This window comes from Rhodococcus sp. TAF43 (assembly GCF_052113525.1).
Lineage (GTDB): Bacteria > Actinomycetota > Actinomycetes > Mycobacteriales > Mycobacteriaceae > Prescottella.
Genome location: NZ_JBFRDL010000045.1, coordinates 94,554 through 110,071, shown reverse-complemented (window position 1 = coordinate 110,071; position 15,518 = coordinate 94,554). Strand labels below are relative to the sequence as shown.

The 15,518-nt window shown below is 64.6% G+C and carries 13 protein-coding genes and 2 pseudogenes; 5 read left to right on the top strand and 10 right to left on the bottom strand.

The genetic code is table 11. The annotated features are described in order from the left end of the window. The 3 genes from AB4Z09_RS22725 to AB4Z09_RS22715 all read left to right on the top strand — a co-directional run. A partial coding sequence (locus AB4Z09_RS22725) for a thioesterase domain-containing protein (RefSeq protein ID WP_442240715.1) occupies positions 1-1,226 on the top strand: 1,226 nt, incomplete at its 5' end. A gap of 360 nt (positions 1,227-1,586) precedes the next feature. Then, the gene (locus tag AB4Z09_RS22720) at positions 1,587-2,234 is read left to right on the top strand and encodes a DUF6875 domain-containing protein (RefSeq protein ID WP_174908259.1); all 648 of its coding nucleotides are present in this window, start codon (positions 1,587-1,589) and stop codon (positions 2,232-2,234) included. Positions 2,235-2,348: 114 nt separating this feature from the next. Continuing rightward, positions 2,349-2,897, top strand: a complete 549-nt coding sequence (locus AB4Z09_RS22715; protein WP_174908260.1) for a GNAT family N-acetyltransferase — start codon at positions 2,349-2,351, stop codon at positions 2,895-2,897. 78 nt (positions 2,898-2,975) lie between these two features. Here the strand turns inward: AB4Z09_RS22715 and AB4Z09_RS22710 are convergent, their stop codons facing one another. After that, complete coding sequence (locus AB4Z09_RS22710) at positions 2,976-3,407, bottom strand: MarR family winged helix-turn-helix transcriptional regulator (protein WP_114720622.1); 432 nt, start codon at positions 3,405-3,407, stop codon at positions 2,976-2,978. Between the two features lie 127 nt (positions 3,408-3,534). Here AB4Z09_RS22710 and AB4Z09_RS22705 point away from each other — a divergent pair, with 127 nt between their 5' ends. Continuing rightward, complete coding sequence (locus AB4Z09_RS22705) at positions 3,535-5,448, top strand: ABC transporter ATP-binding protein (protein WP_442240714.1); 1,914 nt, start codon at positions 3,535-3,537, stop codon at positions 5,446-5,448. Here AB4Z09_RS22705 and AB4Z09_RS22700 read toward each other — a convergent pair. The 9 genes and pseudogenes from AB4Z09_RS22700 to AB4Z09_RS22660 form a co-directional block, all read right to left on the bottom strand. Then, positions 5,368-6,777, bottom strand: a pseudogene (locus AB4Z09_RS22700) (FAD-dependent oxidoreductase); the annotation flags it as partial. The gene AB4Z09_RS22705 and the pseudogene AB4Z09_RS22700 overlap by 81 nt on opposite strands. 156 nt (positions 6,778-6,933) lie before the next feature. Continuing rightward, positions 6,934-7,464 (bottom strand): annotated as a pseudogene (locus tag AB4Z09_RS22695) (leucine zipper domain-containing protein); the annotation flags it as partial. Positions 7,465-7,763: 299 nt separating this feature from the next. Then, positions 7,764-8,738: an NAD(P)H-quinone oxidoreductase gene (locus AB4Z09_RS22690; protein ID WP_174908266.1), complete on the bottom strand. Its 975-nt coding sequence runs from the start codon at positions 8,736-8,738 to the stop codon at positions 7,764-7,766. Further along, positions 8,735-9,130, bottom strand: coding sequence for a cupin domain-containing protein (locus AB4Z09_RS22685; protein ID WP_442240713.1), 396 nt, complete (start codon positions 9,128-9,130; stop codon positions 8,735-8,737). The genes AB4Z09_RS22690 and AB4Z09_RS22685 overlap by 4 nt, the downstream gene beginning before the upstream one ends. Beyond that, positions 9,127-9,588, bottom strand: coding sequence for a nuclear transport factor 2 family protein (locus AB4Z09_RS22680; RefSeq protein WP_174908268.1), 462 nt, complete (start codon positions 9,586-9,588; stop codon positions 9,127-9,129). Before AB4Z09_RS22680 ends, AB4Z09_RS22685 begins: the two co-directional genes overlap by 4 nt. A gap of 2 nt (positions 9,589-9,590) precedes the next feature. Further along, the gene (locus AB4Z09_RS22675) at positions 9,591-10,532 is read right to left on the bottom strand and encodes a 3-carboxyethylcatechol 2,3-dioxygenase (RefSeq protein WP_174908270.1); all 942 of its coding nucleotides are present in this window, start codon (positions 10,530-10,532) and stop codon (positions 9,591-9,593) included. A gap of 13 nt (positions 10,533-10,545) precedes the next feature. Then, a complete protein-coding gene (locus tag AB4Z09_RS22670; RefSeq protein ID WP_442240717.1) occupies positions 10,546-12,183 on the bottom strand; it encodes an FAD-dependent monooxygenase in 1,638 nt (545 codons plus the stop codon). 11 nt (positions 12,184-12,194) lie between these two features. Beyond that, on the bottom strand, positions 12,195-13,058 hold the full coding sequence (locus AB4Z09_RS22665; protein WP_174908274.1) for a fumarylacetoacetate hydrolase family protein: 864 nt from the start codon (positions 13,056-13,058) through the stop codon (positions 12,195-12,197). A 50-nt stretch (positions 13,059-13,108) separates the two neighbouring features. Continuing rightward, complete coding sequence (locus AB4Z09_RS22660; RefSeq protein WP_442240712.1) at positions 13,109-14,380, bottom strand: MFS transporter; 1,272 nt, start codon at positions 14,378-14,380, stop codon at positions 13,109-13,111. A 239-nt stretch (positions 14,381-14,619) separates the two neighbouring features. Here AB4Z09_RS22660 and AB4Z09_RS22655 point away from each other — a divergent pair, with 239 nt between their 5' ends. Continuing rightward, complete coding sequence (locus AB4Z09_RS22655; RefSeq protein ID WP_174908277.1) at positions 14,620-15,324, top strand: GntR family transcriptional regulator; 705 nt, start codon at positions 14,620-14,622, stop codon at positions 15,322-15,324. Positions 15,325-15,518: the final 194 nt, after the last annotated feature.

Genomic DNA, 15,518 nt, shown 5'->3' with positions numbered 1-15,518 from the left:
CGTTTGCGGGGGAGCGGTTGGCTCCGCACATGGTTCCGGCGGCGGTGGTGGTGGTCGAGGCCGTGCCGCTGACGCCGAATGGCAAGCTTGATCGTGCGGCTTTGCCGGCGCCGGATTTTGCTGCGGGCCGAGCAGAGTACCGGGCACCGAAAGCGGGCGTCGAATCGGCTGTGGCGGCTGCCTTCGCGGTCGAACTCGGTGTGGCGAGGGTCRGTGCAGACGACAACTTCTTCGCCCTCGGCGGCAACTCGTTGACGGCCACGGGGGTGGCTGCGCGACTGCGGGAATCGACCTCCACGGAGGTACCGGTCGAGTGGATCTTCACACATTCGACGCCCGAGTCGCTGGCACACCGGATCGAGACGCGCGAGGCCGAGACCGTCGAGAACGACGGCGCCGGTTCAGTGGTCGAGGTGCTACTCCCGCTGCGTGCCACGGGCAGTCGGAATCCGCTCTTCTGCATACATCCCGCCATCGGGCTCGCCTGGTGTTACAGCGGCCTGGTGCAGCACGTCGACGACGACCGACCGATCTACGGAATCAATTCCCCCGCGCTGACCGATCCCGATGTACGTTTCGGATCGCTCGACGACCTTGCCCACCGCTACGTCCGGGAGATCCGGTCTGTGCAGCCACACGGTCCTTATCACCTGCTCGGCTACTCGGTGGGCGGGCAGATTGCGCACGCGATGGCGGTCCAACTTCGTCGAGAAGGTGACGACGTGCTCACCCTTGCCATGATGGACAGCCGCGCGCCGTCCGGAGCCGAGACCGACGGTGAGATGCCCACGGCTGCAAGGTTGGTCGCCGAGTTCGGTGGGGTGGAGTTGGCCGACGAGGGGGAATCGGACATGACGACCGAGCAGGCCGCACGGCTGCTGCGTGCGAAGGGGGGACTCTTTGCATCACTGACTCCTGATCACCTCGACACCCTCTACCGGGAGTACCAGGACCTCGTCCATGGCGCTCTCGCGCATCGGCCGTCGACCCTCGAAGGTACCGTGGTCGCGTACTTCAGCGCGGCGACAGACTCGGACGACGATCACGGTCTCGACCGTGAGGCCGGAGCAGCGGGCTGGAGAAAGTACATCATCGGTGAAGTACGCGAGTACCGAATCCCTACGCGTCACGAGCAAATGACGAGCCCGCAGGGCCTTTCGGTCGTGGGCCCCCTCCTCAACCGGCACTTGAATCTGGTCGACCGAGAGCGGGGGGCACCCGAGTAATGCGCAGCACTACACAAACCGTGCACCCGTTGCCCGACTCTTCGGCGCGGACTACCGTGGTGTCGAGCGGGCCGAATGGATGTACAGGTCGTGCTCGATGCCCTTGGCTGCCCCGGACCCGGCAGTCCCATTGGAGGACAGCGATTCGCCGAGAGGGTTCCTCAGGACTGCAGCTGTTCACGGCACTCGCCGAAGCAGTGTCTCTAGTCGGTCTTTCGCCTGATCGCCAGGTGCGGACGCACCGCAGTCGACCCGGAAAGCATGCTTTTGCGTATGGCGCGGAGCGCCACCGGTCCCTTCCTCTCGTCGGCGCCTTTGCGCGTCGGATGGTGGTGCGATGCGAATCGGGTAGGAGGACAAATGACCGCGATTCGGCTCGAGAAGTTGTTCGGAGAGGACGCGGTCGTGGGCTCCGAGCATCGGTGCTCCGAGGTGCTGCGTAGTTGGGTTTGCGACTACCTGATCCGACCGCATCCGGATCTCGGCAGATCGGGTCCGGTCTGCCCGTTCACCAATCCGTCGATCTCGCGAGGACTGTTGTGGGTCGGATTCATCGATGGCTGCGACGTCGGTGTTCAGCAGATGACCGAGGCGGTGGACGAGATGTTCGCTGCTTTTCGCGAGTTGCCGCCGGTTGACGGCGACGATGCGCTCCTGAAGGCCGTGCTCCTCGTGTTCGCCGATGTCTCGGACTACTCGCTGATCGAGGAGGCGCAACGCGAAGGTAAGTCCAAGTTCGTCCAGGAAGGACTCATGCTCGGCCAGTTCTATCCGGGATGCACCACGTCCGGGCTACGGAACAAGGCGTTCCCGGCACTGGACGCGCCGCTTCCCATTCTGGCGGTGCGCAGTATGGTCGGCTCCGATTTTCCGTTCCTGGCGGAGCGGAGCGAGTGGGTCGACGCCTATCTGAAGAAGTTTGCAGACCGGATCCCAGGTCCGGTCCGGAGCAGCATCACAGAGAAGGTGGTCGGGGAATTCGCGGTGGACACCTGCCCGGACCGGTAGACGAGACAGGATTGATCGGGTGTGACAGGTGACTGCCGCGACGCGGTGGCAGAGCGGAGTGCCGGTCACAGAGTCGACAGGTTGCTCCCGAGGGCTGCGTCCCATAATCGGAGTATGGCGATCACCATGCGACGATCCGGGCCGCAGGACCGGGAGGCGATCCTCGCGCTGATGGCGGCCTCGCGCGGTGACGGCCTGTCCGCCCAGGAGCGCGCCGAGCGCGGCTTCATCCAGGGGCGCATGGACGCCGATGTCCTCACCCGGTTCCAGGAGGGCACCGGCGTCTTCATCGCCGAGGAGACCGGCCGACTCGCCGGGTTCGCGATGACGTCGGAGCCCGGCGCGGTCGCCTCGGGTCCGCCGCGCTTGGCGCTGGATGCGCTGGGGGACGGGGACGGCCGCTTGTTCCTGTACGGGCCGGCGGCCGTGGACCCGGGCTTCCAGGGGCGCGGGGTGTTGACGATGCTGCTCACCGCGCTCAGTCGTGAGCTTCGGGACCGCTTCGATCTCGGCGTCGCCTTCGTCGAGGCGGCGAACGCGAAGTCGCTTGCGGTGCACCGGCATTACGGGATGACCGAGGCGGCGACGTTCGTGTTCGACGGGCGCGACTACTTCGTGTTCACGTTCGACCCGGCCGAGTTCGCGGCCCGCCCCAACCCCTGAACGGGAGTTCAGCACACGCCGTCGCGCTCGAATCGTGCCGTGAACTCCCGTTCAGGGGTTCGCGGGGCGCGCGCGGGGTCAGCCGTCGCCGGCGGTGAGCTTGCCGAGGATGCGGCGCAGCTGCGCGCGGTCGTCGGCGTCGAGCGGGGCGAAGAAGTCGGCGGCCTGGGCGTCGCGGGCGTCCGACATTTCGGCGATCAGCTTGCGGCCGGTGTCGGTGAGCTGGACGCACACCGCGCGCCGGTCGCCGCCGTCGGAGACGCGCTCGACGAGCTCGCGCTTCTGCAGCCGGTCGACCACCTCGGTGGCCGACCGGGGCGCGATGCGCAGCGCCTTCGCGACGTCGCCGAGGCGGGGGCGGCCGTCGGACTCGGTGCCGATCACGCGCAGCGCGCGGAACTCGTGGGGAGAGAGCTCCCATGGTTCTAGCGCGGTGAACCACTTGCGCCGCAGGGCGCGGGACGTGGACATCACGAGGTCGCGGAGCTGTTCGGACGATGCCTCGGTCATGGTTTCGGAGCTTACCTCACTTGACAGTCACCTCATGTTGAGGCAACCTCAGTAAAGGCTTGCCCCGACTTCTGAGAGGGGTGGTTAGATGACAAGCCCACCATTCGGTGGACCCGGTGGGGGTCCCATGCGTTCCCGCAAGATCGATCCCGCCGACCGCGCCCAGCTCGAGGATTCCCCCGTGAGTCTGCGCCGGATCGGCTCCCTGTTCGCGCCGTACCGCTGGCAGATCGCCGTGGTGATGGCGCTGATCGTGGTGTCGTCCACGATCTCGCTCGCCAACCCGTTCCTGGTCCGCGAGGTGATCGACCGCGCGATCCCGGAACAGAACGTCAGTCTGCTGGTGTGGGCCGTGCTCGGCATGCTCGCGATCACGGTCGCGGGCTCGGTGCTGGGCGTGATCCAGACCTGGATCTCGACGACGGTCGGCCAGCGGATCATGCACAACCTGCGCACCCGCGTGTTCACCCATCTGCAGCGGCAGTCGCTTGGCTTCTTCACCCGCACCCGTGGCGGCGAGATCCAGTCCCGGCTCACCAACGACATCGGCGGCATGCAGACCGTCGTCACGTCGACCGCGACCTCGATCGCCTCCAACGTCACCACGGTCGTCGGCACCGCGATCGCGATGGCGGTCCTCAGCTGGCGGCTGTCACTGCTGTCGCTGATCGTGCTGCCGCCGGCGATCTGGCTCACCCGCAAGGTCGCGCTGATGCGCCGCGAGATCACCGCGCAGCGCCAGCGCGCGCTCGCCGACATGCAGACCCAGATCGAGGAGAGCTTGTCGATCAGCGGTGTRCAGCTGGGCAAGACGCTCGGCGCCGGCCCGGCGATGTCCGACCGCTTCACCGACACCTCGCACCGGCTGGTGGATCTCGAGGTCCGCTCGCAGCTGTCCGGACGCTGGCGGATGGCGACGATGAGCATCATCTTCTCGGCGATCCCCGCGCTGCTGTACCTGGCCGCGGGGCTGCCGGCGACGTCCGGCGGCATGACGATCGGCACCCTGGTCGCCTTCACCGGACTGCAGACGACGCTCTTCCGCCCGCTGATGGGCCTGCTCGACGTCGGTGTGTCCGTGACGAGTTCGCTCGCGCTGTTCAGCCGGATCTTCCAGTACCTCGACCTGCCCGTCGAGATCGACGACCCGGCGAAACCGGTGCCGATGCCGTGCGAGAAGGTCGACGGCGGCGTGCGGTTCGAGGACGTCGGCTTCCGCTACGAGAACGCCGACCGCGACGCACTCACCGGCATCGCCATCGATGTACCGGCCGGATCGTCGCTCGCACTGGTCGGTGAAACCGGTTCGGGCAAGACCACTCTGGCATCGCTGGTGGCGCGGCTGCACGATCCGACGTCCGGCCGGGTGACCATCGACGGCGTCGACCTGCGCGACATCTCGCTCGCGGAACTGTCCGAACTGGTCGGTGTCGTCTCGCAGGAGACGTACCTGCTGCACGCGACGATCCGGGAGAACCTGCGGCACGCGAGGCCGGAGGCGAGCGACGCCGAGATCGAGTCCGCAGCACGGGCGGCTCAGGTGCACGAGCTGATCGAGTCGCTGCCCGACGGCTACGACACCGTCGTCGGCGCCCGTGGCCACCGGTTCTCCGGCGGCGAGAAGCAACGCATCGCGATCGCGCGAACCCTGTTGCGGGACCCTCGGATTCTGGTGCTCGACGAGGCCACCAGCGCGCTCGACAACGAGACCGAGCGGGCCGTACAGACCGCGCTCGACGTCGTCAGCCGCGGCCGCACCACGATCACGATCGCGCACCGGCTCTCCACGATCCGGGACGCCGACCAGATCGTGGTGCTCGACCACGGCCACGCCTCCGAGCGCGGCACCCACGAGGAGTTGCGCGTGCTCGGCGGCCGGTATGCGGCGCTACTCGCCCGCGGAAGCGGCGATGCCGGAGCGGCGGCCGAAGAACGTGCCGTCGCCGAGCGAGGTGCCGCTGATGTAGCCCCACGAGTGCAGGCCCGACGTGGCGCGGCCGGCCGCGAAGAGTCCGGGGATCGGGTCGCCGTCGAGGTCTAGGACGCGGCCGTCGACGGTGGTCCGCAGGCCGCCGATCGTGAACACCTCGGCGCCGCCCCCGCCGGTCCCGCCGTCGCCGTACTCCGGCGGGGCCATGCCGCGCTGGACGTCGATCGCGGCGAACGGCGACTGCAGCGGCCGCAGCCACCGGGCGGACTTGTGGAAGTAGGGGTCCTCGCCGTCGGCGGCGAAGCGGTTGTACTCGCCCACGGTGCTGCACAGCGCGCCCTCGGGCATCCCGATCTCGCGTTCGAGTTCCTCGAGTGTTTCGGCGACGAAGTGCGGCTGCACGCCCCAGCGTTCGTCGACCGGGACCTCCTCGTACGCCTGCTCGTCGAGGATCACCCACACCTTCAGGTTGTGCTTGAACAGCGCCGCCTGGCCGACCAGGCCGGGGTAGACGTCCTCGTTGATGAACCGCTGGCCCACGCCGTTGACGATCATGCCGCGCACCATCATTCCCGGCACCAGCGAGATACCGACCTGGCCGGCGGACATGTGCTTGACGGCCGCGCCCACGGCCTGGGCCATGACGATGCCGCGGCCGTCGTCGCCGCCGTCGCTGTTGACGCCCAGGCCCACCAGTTGCGGCGCGTGCTGGGCGAGCATCTCCTTGTTGTCCGCGAAGCCGCCGGTCGTGATGATCACGCCGCGGCGGGCCCGGTACGTCACGGTCTCGTTGAAGTGCCGGGCCACGACGCCGACCACGCGGTCACCGTCGAGGATMAGCCGCAGTGCGGTGGTGTCGGCGTGCACCGCGATGTCGCTCTTACCGACGGCCTCGCTCAGCACCGCCATCAGGACCTTGCCGCCGAAGCCGTCGGAGGTGACGCGGTGACCACGCGGGGCGGGCTTGGCGATCTCGTAGAACGGATAGGCGTTCTCGCCCATCCACATCAGACCGTCGTCGGTGGGCGGCACCCAGGTGGGGGAGTCCCACAGCGACGGCTTGAACGGCACGCCGTGATCGACGAGCCACTGGTAGTGCCCGACGCTCTCGCGGCTGTAGAGGCCCACCTTCTCCTGGTCGGCGTCCGGGCCGAGCGCGGCGAGGAGGAACTTCTCCATGTCGTCGGCGGTGTCGACGAATCCGCACGCCTCCTGGATCGGGGTGCCGCCGCCGAGGTACATCTCGCCGCCGGACAGCGCCGACGACCCACCGCCACCGCTCTGCCGCTCGAGCAGGATCACCTCGGCCCCGGACTCGACGGCCTCGAGCGCGGCCGACGCGCCGGCGCAGCCGTAGCCGACGATCAGGACGTCGGTTTCGTGGTCGTAGGTGCCGATCTCCGCGGCGTCGATCGGTGTGACGGGTACGCGAGCGCTCATCCAGAACTCCTGTGTCCTCGGGGCTTGACCTGCCTGTGGTGCCCGTCACACTAGGGTAGGCGTCCGTGGCCGAGAAGGTGGTTGTCCGTTGAGCGGGACGCCGGGTATCGGTTCGAATTCGTCTGGGCCGCTACTAATCTCCGCTTCCACAGATCGGTCGAGTTGGCGTTCGGTTCCGGGAGTGGCCTTGCGGTTCTTGCAGCCCTGAGAACGCCCGACGTAGCGACAGTCACCACCGTTGGGGATGTTGCCGAGTTTCTTGACGTCGACGTGGATCATCGAACCCGGATACGGGTGTTCGTAGCGGCGGATCACTTCGCCGGTGCGGATGTCGATGTGGGACAGGCGATTGAGTCGGCAGCAGACCAGGACGGCGTGCACGGTCGAGGCCGGCATGTCCAGCCGCGACGCGATCGCTTGCGGGGACAGTCGGCGTCGCCACCGCAGATCGACGATCTTGCGTTTGGTCGGTTCCGGAGTGCGATTCGGGCTCCGGTGCGGCCGGCTGGATCGGTCGACCATGCCGGCCTCGCCCATCTCCTGATAGCGGCCCGCCCATCTCTTGGCGGTCGGCCAGGACACGTTGAAGTGTTCCGCGGCCGTGCTGATGGGCCAGCCCTCGTCGACGATGCGGCGGGCGAGCAGCAGTCGCCCGCGTGGGGTCAGTGGTGCGTTAGCGTGGACCACGAAGGTCTCCTGTCGGTGAGTGGGTGTCTAAGCAGCTCCACATCCGCGACAGGAGACCTTCTTCGTTCAACGACCGGCTACAGCGTGTCGTCGCAATCGTTCAACCAACCTGCCTGGGCAGTACAGCCAGATCGGTCGGTTGGTGACCTGCCTATCTCGGACGTTGACGTCGATGACGTCTATCGGCATTCGCCCAAGCACTTCGTGCAGGAGAGATCTCCACCAGATACACGGGCTGGAGGCCGCCCCGGCTTGCCGGAACTGCACCTAGCGATGCGATTGTGCCGTCGGTGGCYGCGTCAGCTCCTGCAGTCGAGGAGGACTTTGCCGAGGTGTCCTTTGCTGTCGAAGTATGAGTGTGCCGCAGCGACTTCCGAGAGCGGGAACACGTGATCGGTCGTGGTGCGAATCTGGCCGTTCTCGAACAGTGGCCAGACGATCCGTCGGGTTTCGGCCATGATCTCAGCCTTCTGTTCTGCAGACCGGTCCCGTAGGAGCGTTCCAGTGACGGTGGCTTTCTTCTTCAGCAGGAGGCTGAAGTCCAGTTCGCCTGTCCGGCCGCCCTGCATACCGATCGTCACTACCCGTCCGAATGGCCGCAGGGCTTCGATGTTGCGTTGTAGATAGGGGCCTGCAACGGTATCGAGGATAATGTCGGCGCCGCCATGTGCCATCATCCGTTCCGCGAAGTCTTCTGTGGTGTAGTTGATAAGGATGTCGGCGCCGAGTTCTTCGGCGGCGTGGAGCTTTGCGGAGGTTGACGCGGTGACGGCAACTGTTCCTCCCAGCGCCTTGACCAGTTGGATGCCGAAGAAACCAATGCCGCCGGTGGCGCCGTGGATGAGTACGGTCTGCCCTTGCTGGAATCGACCCGTCATGAAGATGTTGGCAACCACAGTTGCTGCGACTTCCGGGATGCCTGCCGAATCGAGCAGGGGTACGCCGGCGGGGCGCGGCAGTACATGTCGGGCGTCGACGGCGACCTTCTCCGCGTAGCCGCCTGAGGCCAGGAGCGCAACCACCTCGTCGCCGACTGCGAAGCTGCTGACGTCGTCGGCGACGTCGCTCACCCTTCCTGAGATCTCCATACCGAAGATGTCGGATGCGTCGTCAGGCAGGTTGTATCGGCCGCGGCGCTGTAGCGAGTCGGCCCGGTTCAGCCCAGCACCGACAATGTCGATGATCAGCTGGCCGTCACTGATCTGTGGATCGGGTAGTTGTTCGACATGTAGCGTTTCGGGGCCGCCTGGCTGGCGGGAACGTACGGCTCTCATTCGGTGATTCCTTTGTGTTCGCACAGTGGAAGGTAGTCGTCGCGGACGGGGGCAAATACGTCGATGTTCAGTGCTCGCTCGGTGCCGATCGGTTCGGCGCAGTGAGGGACGTCGCGTGGGATGTGCAGGACCGCCGGAGCGTGCAGTTCGAACACGTCGTCGCCGACGTAGAAGCGCATCGCACCCACCGCGACATAGCTGAGCTGGTCGAAAGGATGTGAGTGTGGCCCAACGGTCGTATAGCCGGGCTCGAACCAGTTGACCGTTGTCACAGCGCCGTCGGAGCGGATGCCGCTACGGGAGAAGCCTGGACGGACCTCGTTGAGGACCATTTCGTCAAGCTTGAACGCTTGGGCACCCGAGGGGGAGTTGCCGCCACGTTCCCCGGTCACTGCGCAGCACCGCTGACGGACCGCGAGGCGGCAACACGGAATCCCCGGCGGATGATGCGGCGACGGATCTTCCACCGTCCGTCATCGAGCACGTACTCGTCGTCGTAGTCTCCGACCATGAACGGGGATGTGTTGGTTGTATCGGGGCTGTCGCTGCGATAGACGGTTGCGTAGAGGGTGCCGTGCAGGATGCCGTCTCGCCATTCGAGCCGATGATTCGTTTCGATGTGTCTCGCCGTCCGCGTCATTCGAGCGCGTTGTTCACCCCACTGGGCGATCGCAGCATTCCCGATGAGATCGCGGGGTGGTAATCCGATCAGCTCGCCGTCGTGCGAGTACAACTCATGCAGCGTGTCCGCCGATCCGTGGTCGAGGCGATACGCGTGTTCGGCGGTGAGCGCTTGGATGGCCAATCGTGTTTCGATGTCTGGGACAGTGCTGTCCGATGCGAGGTGCATCTTCAGTTCTCCTGTACTGCGGTCATGATGCCGAAACCGGTCATCCATTCCTTCACTGGCCAGTACCAGCGATTGGTCACGGTGTACGGCCCGCTGGCAGCCAGCGCACTGAATGCCGCTACCCACGTACGGATCTCATGGGCGGAATGTCCGCCCTCCTTTTCCATCCACTCGTTGGACCAGTCGTCGACCCCACCGAGGACACCGGAAGCGAGGGTGTTCATCACTGCAGCGTCAAAGTCGGGGTTGATCTCCTGATAGGTGGTGTTCCCCGCCGCGAACGCTTTCCCGGCCTCGATAACACGCAATTCGCGTTCGGCGCGTAGTTGCGGCGACGGATTCCGGCCGTCGATCAACCGTGCCACGACGTCCGGGGAGGCCTCCTCCAACCGGGGAATGGGCGGATCGTGGGACAGCCCGCCGGATCCGACGACGAGTATCCGCTTGTTCCACGACGACAGTTCACGCCCGATCGACTCGCCGAGCAGGCGGACACGCTGCATCGGTCCTAGCGGCAGTCCAACAGCATTGACGAAGATCGGAACTACCGGGTGGCCGTACCCCTTGCCGAACAAGAACTCGAGAGGCTGGGAAATGCCGTGGTCGACGAGCATCTCTTCGGACTGAGCGGCGTCGAGGCCATCGTTCAGGACCGCTATGGCGAGGTCTCGGGCAGCACCACGATCAACCGTGAGTGCACCTGGACTAGTGCCCCAATCGCCGACCGCTCGTGCTCCGGACCCAATGCAGAATGCCGGCATCATGTCGTAGAAGACCCCGTTGAAGTGGTCCGGACCGAAGACGACGGTCAGCTCGGGATCGAAATCCTCGACGAATCGACGGGCAGTGTCGAATGCCGAGTTCACAGCCTCGAGGGTCTCCGATCCGGGGTCGTTGATCCCGTACAGCGGCGAGTGAGACAAGGTGCAAAGTGCCAAGGACATGGTTCGAATTCCTTCACTTTCTATTCGATGCCGAGGCGGTCAGGGGTGCTTGATGATTCGACTGCCAGATCGGCCTCAGCGACGGAACGAGTCCATCGAGGGTGGTGAAGACCTCGTCTTCTCGCCCGGCCTGGACGACGGCTGCGACGTACCTGTCGGGTCGAACGAGCACGGTGTACCGGTCGCGTACGAGCTCCTTGAAGATGCCTGTGTCATCGTGGACAACCACGCGAGACGAGGCGGCCCCGCCGAGGGGTGTGACCTCGATGGCGCTGGATGCGCCGCCGAAGCCGAGCGAACACCATCCTCTTCCCATCACTTCGTCCAGCGGTACTGCACTTCCGTCGGACGACCGCACTGTCGGTTGGGGCAGTGCACTGCCGACGATATCCGCGACTGCTGTGGGGAGGCCCGTCGCCGGTGGAACGATGCAGCCCTCAGTGAAGCGGGGACGCTTGAGGAATTTCATTGAAGCGATCCAGGACTGCACCGACGGAACTGCTCCGGCGGCGGTGATGATCAGATCACGCAGGAAGGTCACCTTCCGGTCTGTGCTCATCACGATCTGCCCGATTCGGTGGGAGAGCTTCACCATGTCCGCGGCATGCGGTCGACGCTCGGTCTGATAGGTCGAGACCAACTCGTCGGTCCCCGCACCGTGCACGGATGAGGCGACCTTCCATGCGAGGTTGGCGGCGTCGCGAATGCCGGCGTTGAGTCCCTGCCCGGCGAACGGCGGCATCATGTGTGCGGCGTCGCCGGCCAAGAGGATGCGGCCGTGCTGGTATTGCAGAGCGACGCGTTGGTGTGCGACGTAGACCGATGCTCGTCGAATGTCCTCAGGACGGACCGGCTGAGACAGGTACGGTGCCACCAACGCGGCGACTGACGACGGTGTGGTCATCTGTTCGGCAGTCTCGCCGGGCAGGAGCATGAACTCGAATCGGCACCGTCCCTTGACGCCGGGAACGACGACGCTGGGTCTGACTCCGTTGCAGTAGAACTCGGCGAACTTCTCCCGCGCGTTGGTGTTGATCACATCGATGACGATCCACTTCTCGACCTGTGTGGAGCCCTCCATCGCTATGCCGAGCTGAGTGCGAATCGGGCTACGCCCACCGTCACACGCGATAAGCCAGGCAGAACGCACCGTCGCTTTACCGTTCGGACCCAGGACGGTCGTCTCCACATGGGTGCCGTGATCCTTCACCGAGAACGCCTCGGTCTCGAATAGCACCTCAACACTGTCACGACCACGGGCAGCGTCGAGGAGCAAGGACTCCATGACTGGCTGGTCGAACTGGGATTTTCCCGGATGCCCTAGTTGCGAGTTCGCGGGTCGGACTTCTGCCAGTAGTTGGCCCTTTCGGCCGAAGTAGCGCGCTCCAGTATTCATCAGCATCTCTGGACCGAGGCGGTCCATGATGCCGATCTGTTGCATCACCCTGAGGGTTTCGTCCGTAACACTGATCGCGCGGGGTTCATCACTTGTGCTCAGGTTCTTCTCCACGAGCAGTACACGTACACCGTAGTCCGCCAGAAGATTCGCGGCCGCCAACCCGATTGGGCCCGCCCCGATGACAACAACGTCAGTGTCAATTACAGGATCCATCGACTGTACTACTTTCCTTTCACCCGAACGTGATTCGATATCTCGTCGAGTCAGTGTTCTGTCGCCACGGTGTTGCGCAGGACGCCCAGGCCGGTGATCTCCACTTCGACGACGTCTCCGTCCGAGAGCAATCCTTGCGGCTCCATGAAGAACCCAACTCCTCCGGGGGTTCCGGTGACAATCACATCACCAGGCGCAAGCCGGGTGAAGCCTGTGATGTGGGCAATCAACTGGGGGATGGAGAAATACAGGTCGGCAACTGATGCCTTCTGGCGGATGTCACCGTTGACGCGGGTTTCGAGCGTCAACTCGTTGATGTCGCCCAGGTCGTTGGCCGGGACCAGGTACGGTCCGAAGGCACCGGTTTCGGGGAAGTTCTTGCCCGGGATCCACTGGGTGGTGGCGCGCTGCCAGTCTCGTGCAGTGAAGTCGTTGTAGGCGGCGTATCCGGCGATGTAGTCCCACGCCTCGTCTTCGTTGATGTGGAAGGCCTCCTTGCCGATGACCAACGCCATCTCGCCCTCGTAATCGAACTTCGTTGTCGAAGCAGGCATACGAGCAGGCTGTAGGTGTCCGGTCTGGGTGTCGGCGAAACGCGTGAAGACAGTCGGTGCCTTCTGCTCAGCCCGGTGCTCGGCTCGGCCCGTCTCCTTCTGGTGGCTTCGGTAGTTGACACCAATGCACAAGATCTTCGACGGATTCGTCAGAGCCGGCAGGAATTCGATTTCGGACTCTGGGCGAGAGGGAGCAGTGAGGTACTGAGACCCGACCTGGCCGAAAAGGCCCGACTCGATCGTCGCCTTCAGGTCAGGAGCGAGGGCAAGGCCGGACGGGCCGAGGTCGTAGGCGGTGCCGTTGACGATGACACCCCACGTGGGAGATCCGTCGATGGCAGCGAAGCTGGCGTAGTGCACGAGGTTTCCTTTGTTGTTGGTGGGTGGTGTTGCTCGAAGAGCGCAGGAAATCAGGCCGCGATGTCCTTGCGGAATGACTCGCGCGTCAGCATCACAGCGGTCGCGCTGACGGCGAACGCTGCGGCGACGAATGCAGCGACATAGGTTGCGCTCGTGCCACCGGTGGCGTCGAGGAGTGCGACGGCGATCATCGGAGCGAAACCGCCGAAGGTTCCAGCGAGTTGGTAGCCCAGCGATGCGCCTGTGTATCGCGAGGTCGTGCTGAACTGCTCGCTGATGAACGAGCTCAAGGTGCCGAAGAGGGTACCGACGATGCAGCCGTACCCGAGTACGTACCCCAGCATCAGCAGGACAAGATTTCCGCTGCCTACCATCTGCAAGATGGGGTAGACGAGCACGATGCCCGTACCAAATCCCGCCAGGAGGACGGGCCGCCGCCCGATTCGATCCGACAAGGCGCCGGACAGCGGAATGGTGAACACGTTGATCACTGCCCCAACGGAAGCAGCGAACAGGGCGCTGGAGCGGTCAATGCCGCCGAGCGTGGCGTAAGTCAGGCCGAAGGTGGCCATGAGGGATTGGAAGGCCAAGGCTCCAGCGCCGGACAGCGAGGCCAGGATGACCACCTGGGGTCGTCGAAGCACGGCGATCAACGGCAGGGTGCTCGGCTTCGCTCCTTCCAGATCGGTAGCGTCTTGGGCGTGCTTGAACATCGGAGATTCCGAGATACTCAGGCGGATCCAGAGGCTGATGGCCACGAGGACTGCACTGAGCAGGAACGGCACGCGCCAGCCCCAGGAAATGAAGTCGTCCTCGGGCAGCAGTGAGAACAGGCCCATCACTGTTGCAGCCAGTACCGCGCCAGTAGGCGCGCCGGAGTTGACGATGGCGGCGGCAAAGCCGCGCTTGCGCATATCGGAGTGTTCCAGTGCCATGAGCGTGGCGCCGCCCCACTCGCCGCCGACCGCGATGCCTTGGATTATGCGTAACAACACCAGCAACAACGGTGCGAGTACACCGATCTGCGCTTGTGTGGGTAGCAAGCCGATGAGGGTCGATGCGACTCCCATGAGTGACATCGTCAGCACCAGCATCTTTTTTCGGCCGAGTCTGTCGCCGAAGTGGCCGAAGACGATTCCGCCGATCGGGCGTGCCACATAACCCACGGCCAAGGTGCCGAATGACGCGATTGTCCCCACAACGGGGTCGAGGTCCGCGAAGAAGATCTGGCCGAAGACCAGGCTGGCGGCCGTGCCATAGACGAGGAAGTCGTAAAACTCGACGGCACTTCCGAGATAGCTCGACAACAGAACTCTGCGCATGTGCTTCCGGTCATCGGCCGCCGCCGGCGGCGGCGCAGTTGACCTCGAAACAGGTGAAACCTGGGACATAGATCCACGCTCCGGTGAATGGGCCCGAGAAGTCGGGGAGACGGGTACGCCCTCGGCCCGTATTGGCCGGAGGGCATCGTTGCGTCGATGTGATTGCAGTCACCACAGTAGGAGGCAAAAGTACACAAGTCAATCAAGAATATTTTTTTCTTGATTGGTAGACTATCTGCATGGGAACTGACCAGGGGAAGGGCAAGTCGGAGATTCGACCCATCGATGAGGTTCGCCGGGCGATCCTTGATGGCGAGTGGCGGCCCGGTGAGAAGCTTCCGACGGCAGCCTTGGCCGAACGGTTCGACACCAGTACAACGGTCATGCGCGAAGCGTTAACCCGACTGGCCGGAGATGATCTCGTCGTGGCCAAGCTCAATCGGGGCTTCTTTGTCCGCGATCTGAGCATCCGGGAGCTGTCCGATATCACCGAATTACGTTGCGCCACAGAATCTGTGGCCGTTCGAATCTCACTCGAGCGTGGAGGTCTCCAGTGGGAGTCCGATCTGATCTCGGCTCATCACCAGATGACTCGCATCCCCCGCCGCGACGGATCGGACCCTGCGCACATCAATGAGGAGTGGGCAGCCGCCCATCGTAGGTTCCATCAGACGATAATCGGTGCCTGCGAGTGCGATCCGATGATCAGACTGTCGGCTAATCTCGCCGACTCCACCGAGCTCTATCGCAGGTGGGCTGCACCTTCGACTGCCGCGACGATCCGCGATGTCGAACGCGAGCATCGAGAGATCCTCGACGCTGCATTGGCTCGCGACACGGCGCGTACCGCGGAGTTGGTTTGTGCTCACTACAAGGCCACGGTACAGGTCGTGCTCGACTCCGGCCTGGCGGATTCAGTCGTATCGAGTGCGTCGCACGGATAACCAGGGGCTGGCGATGCCCCCGACTGGTGGGTCCGCGCGACCGTCTACGACCTGATGATGCGAAACCCGCTGCGCTACATCGACCGATCCGAGATCACGCCCGATGAGCGCACTGCAGCTGGGGATGAAGAACGTCGCAACGGTCAGGAAGGTGCCGTCCACCAAGGCGGACTGGGGAAAGAAATGTGTGCGCA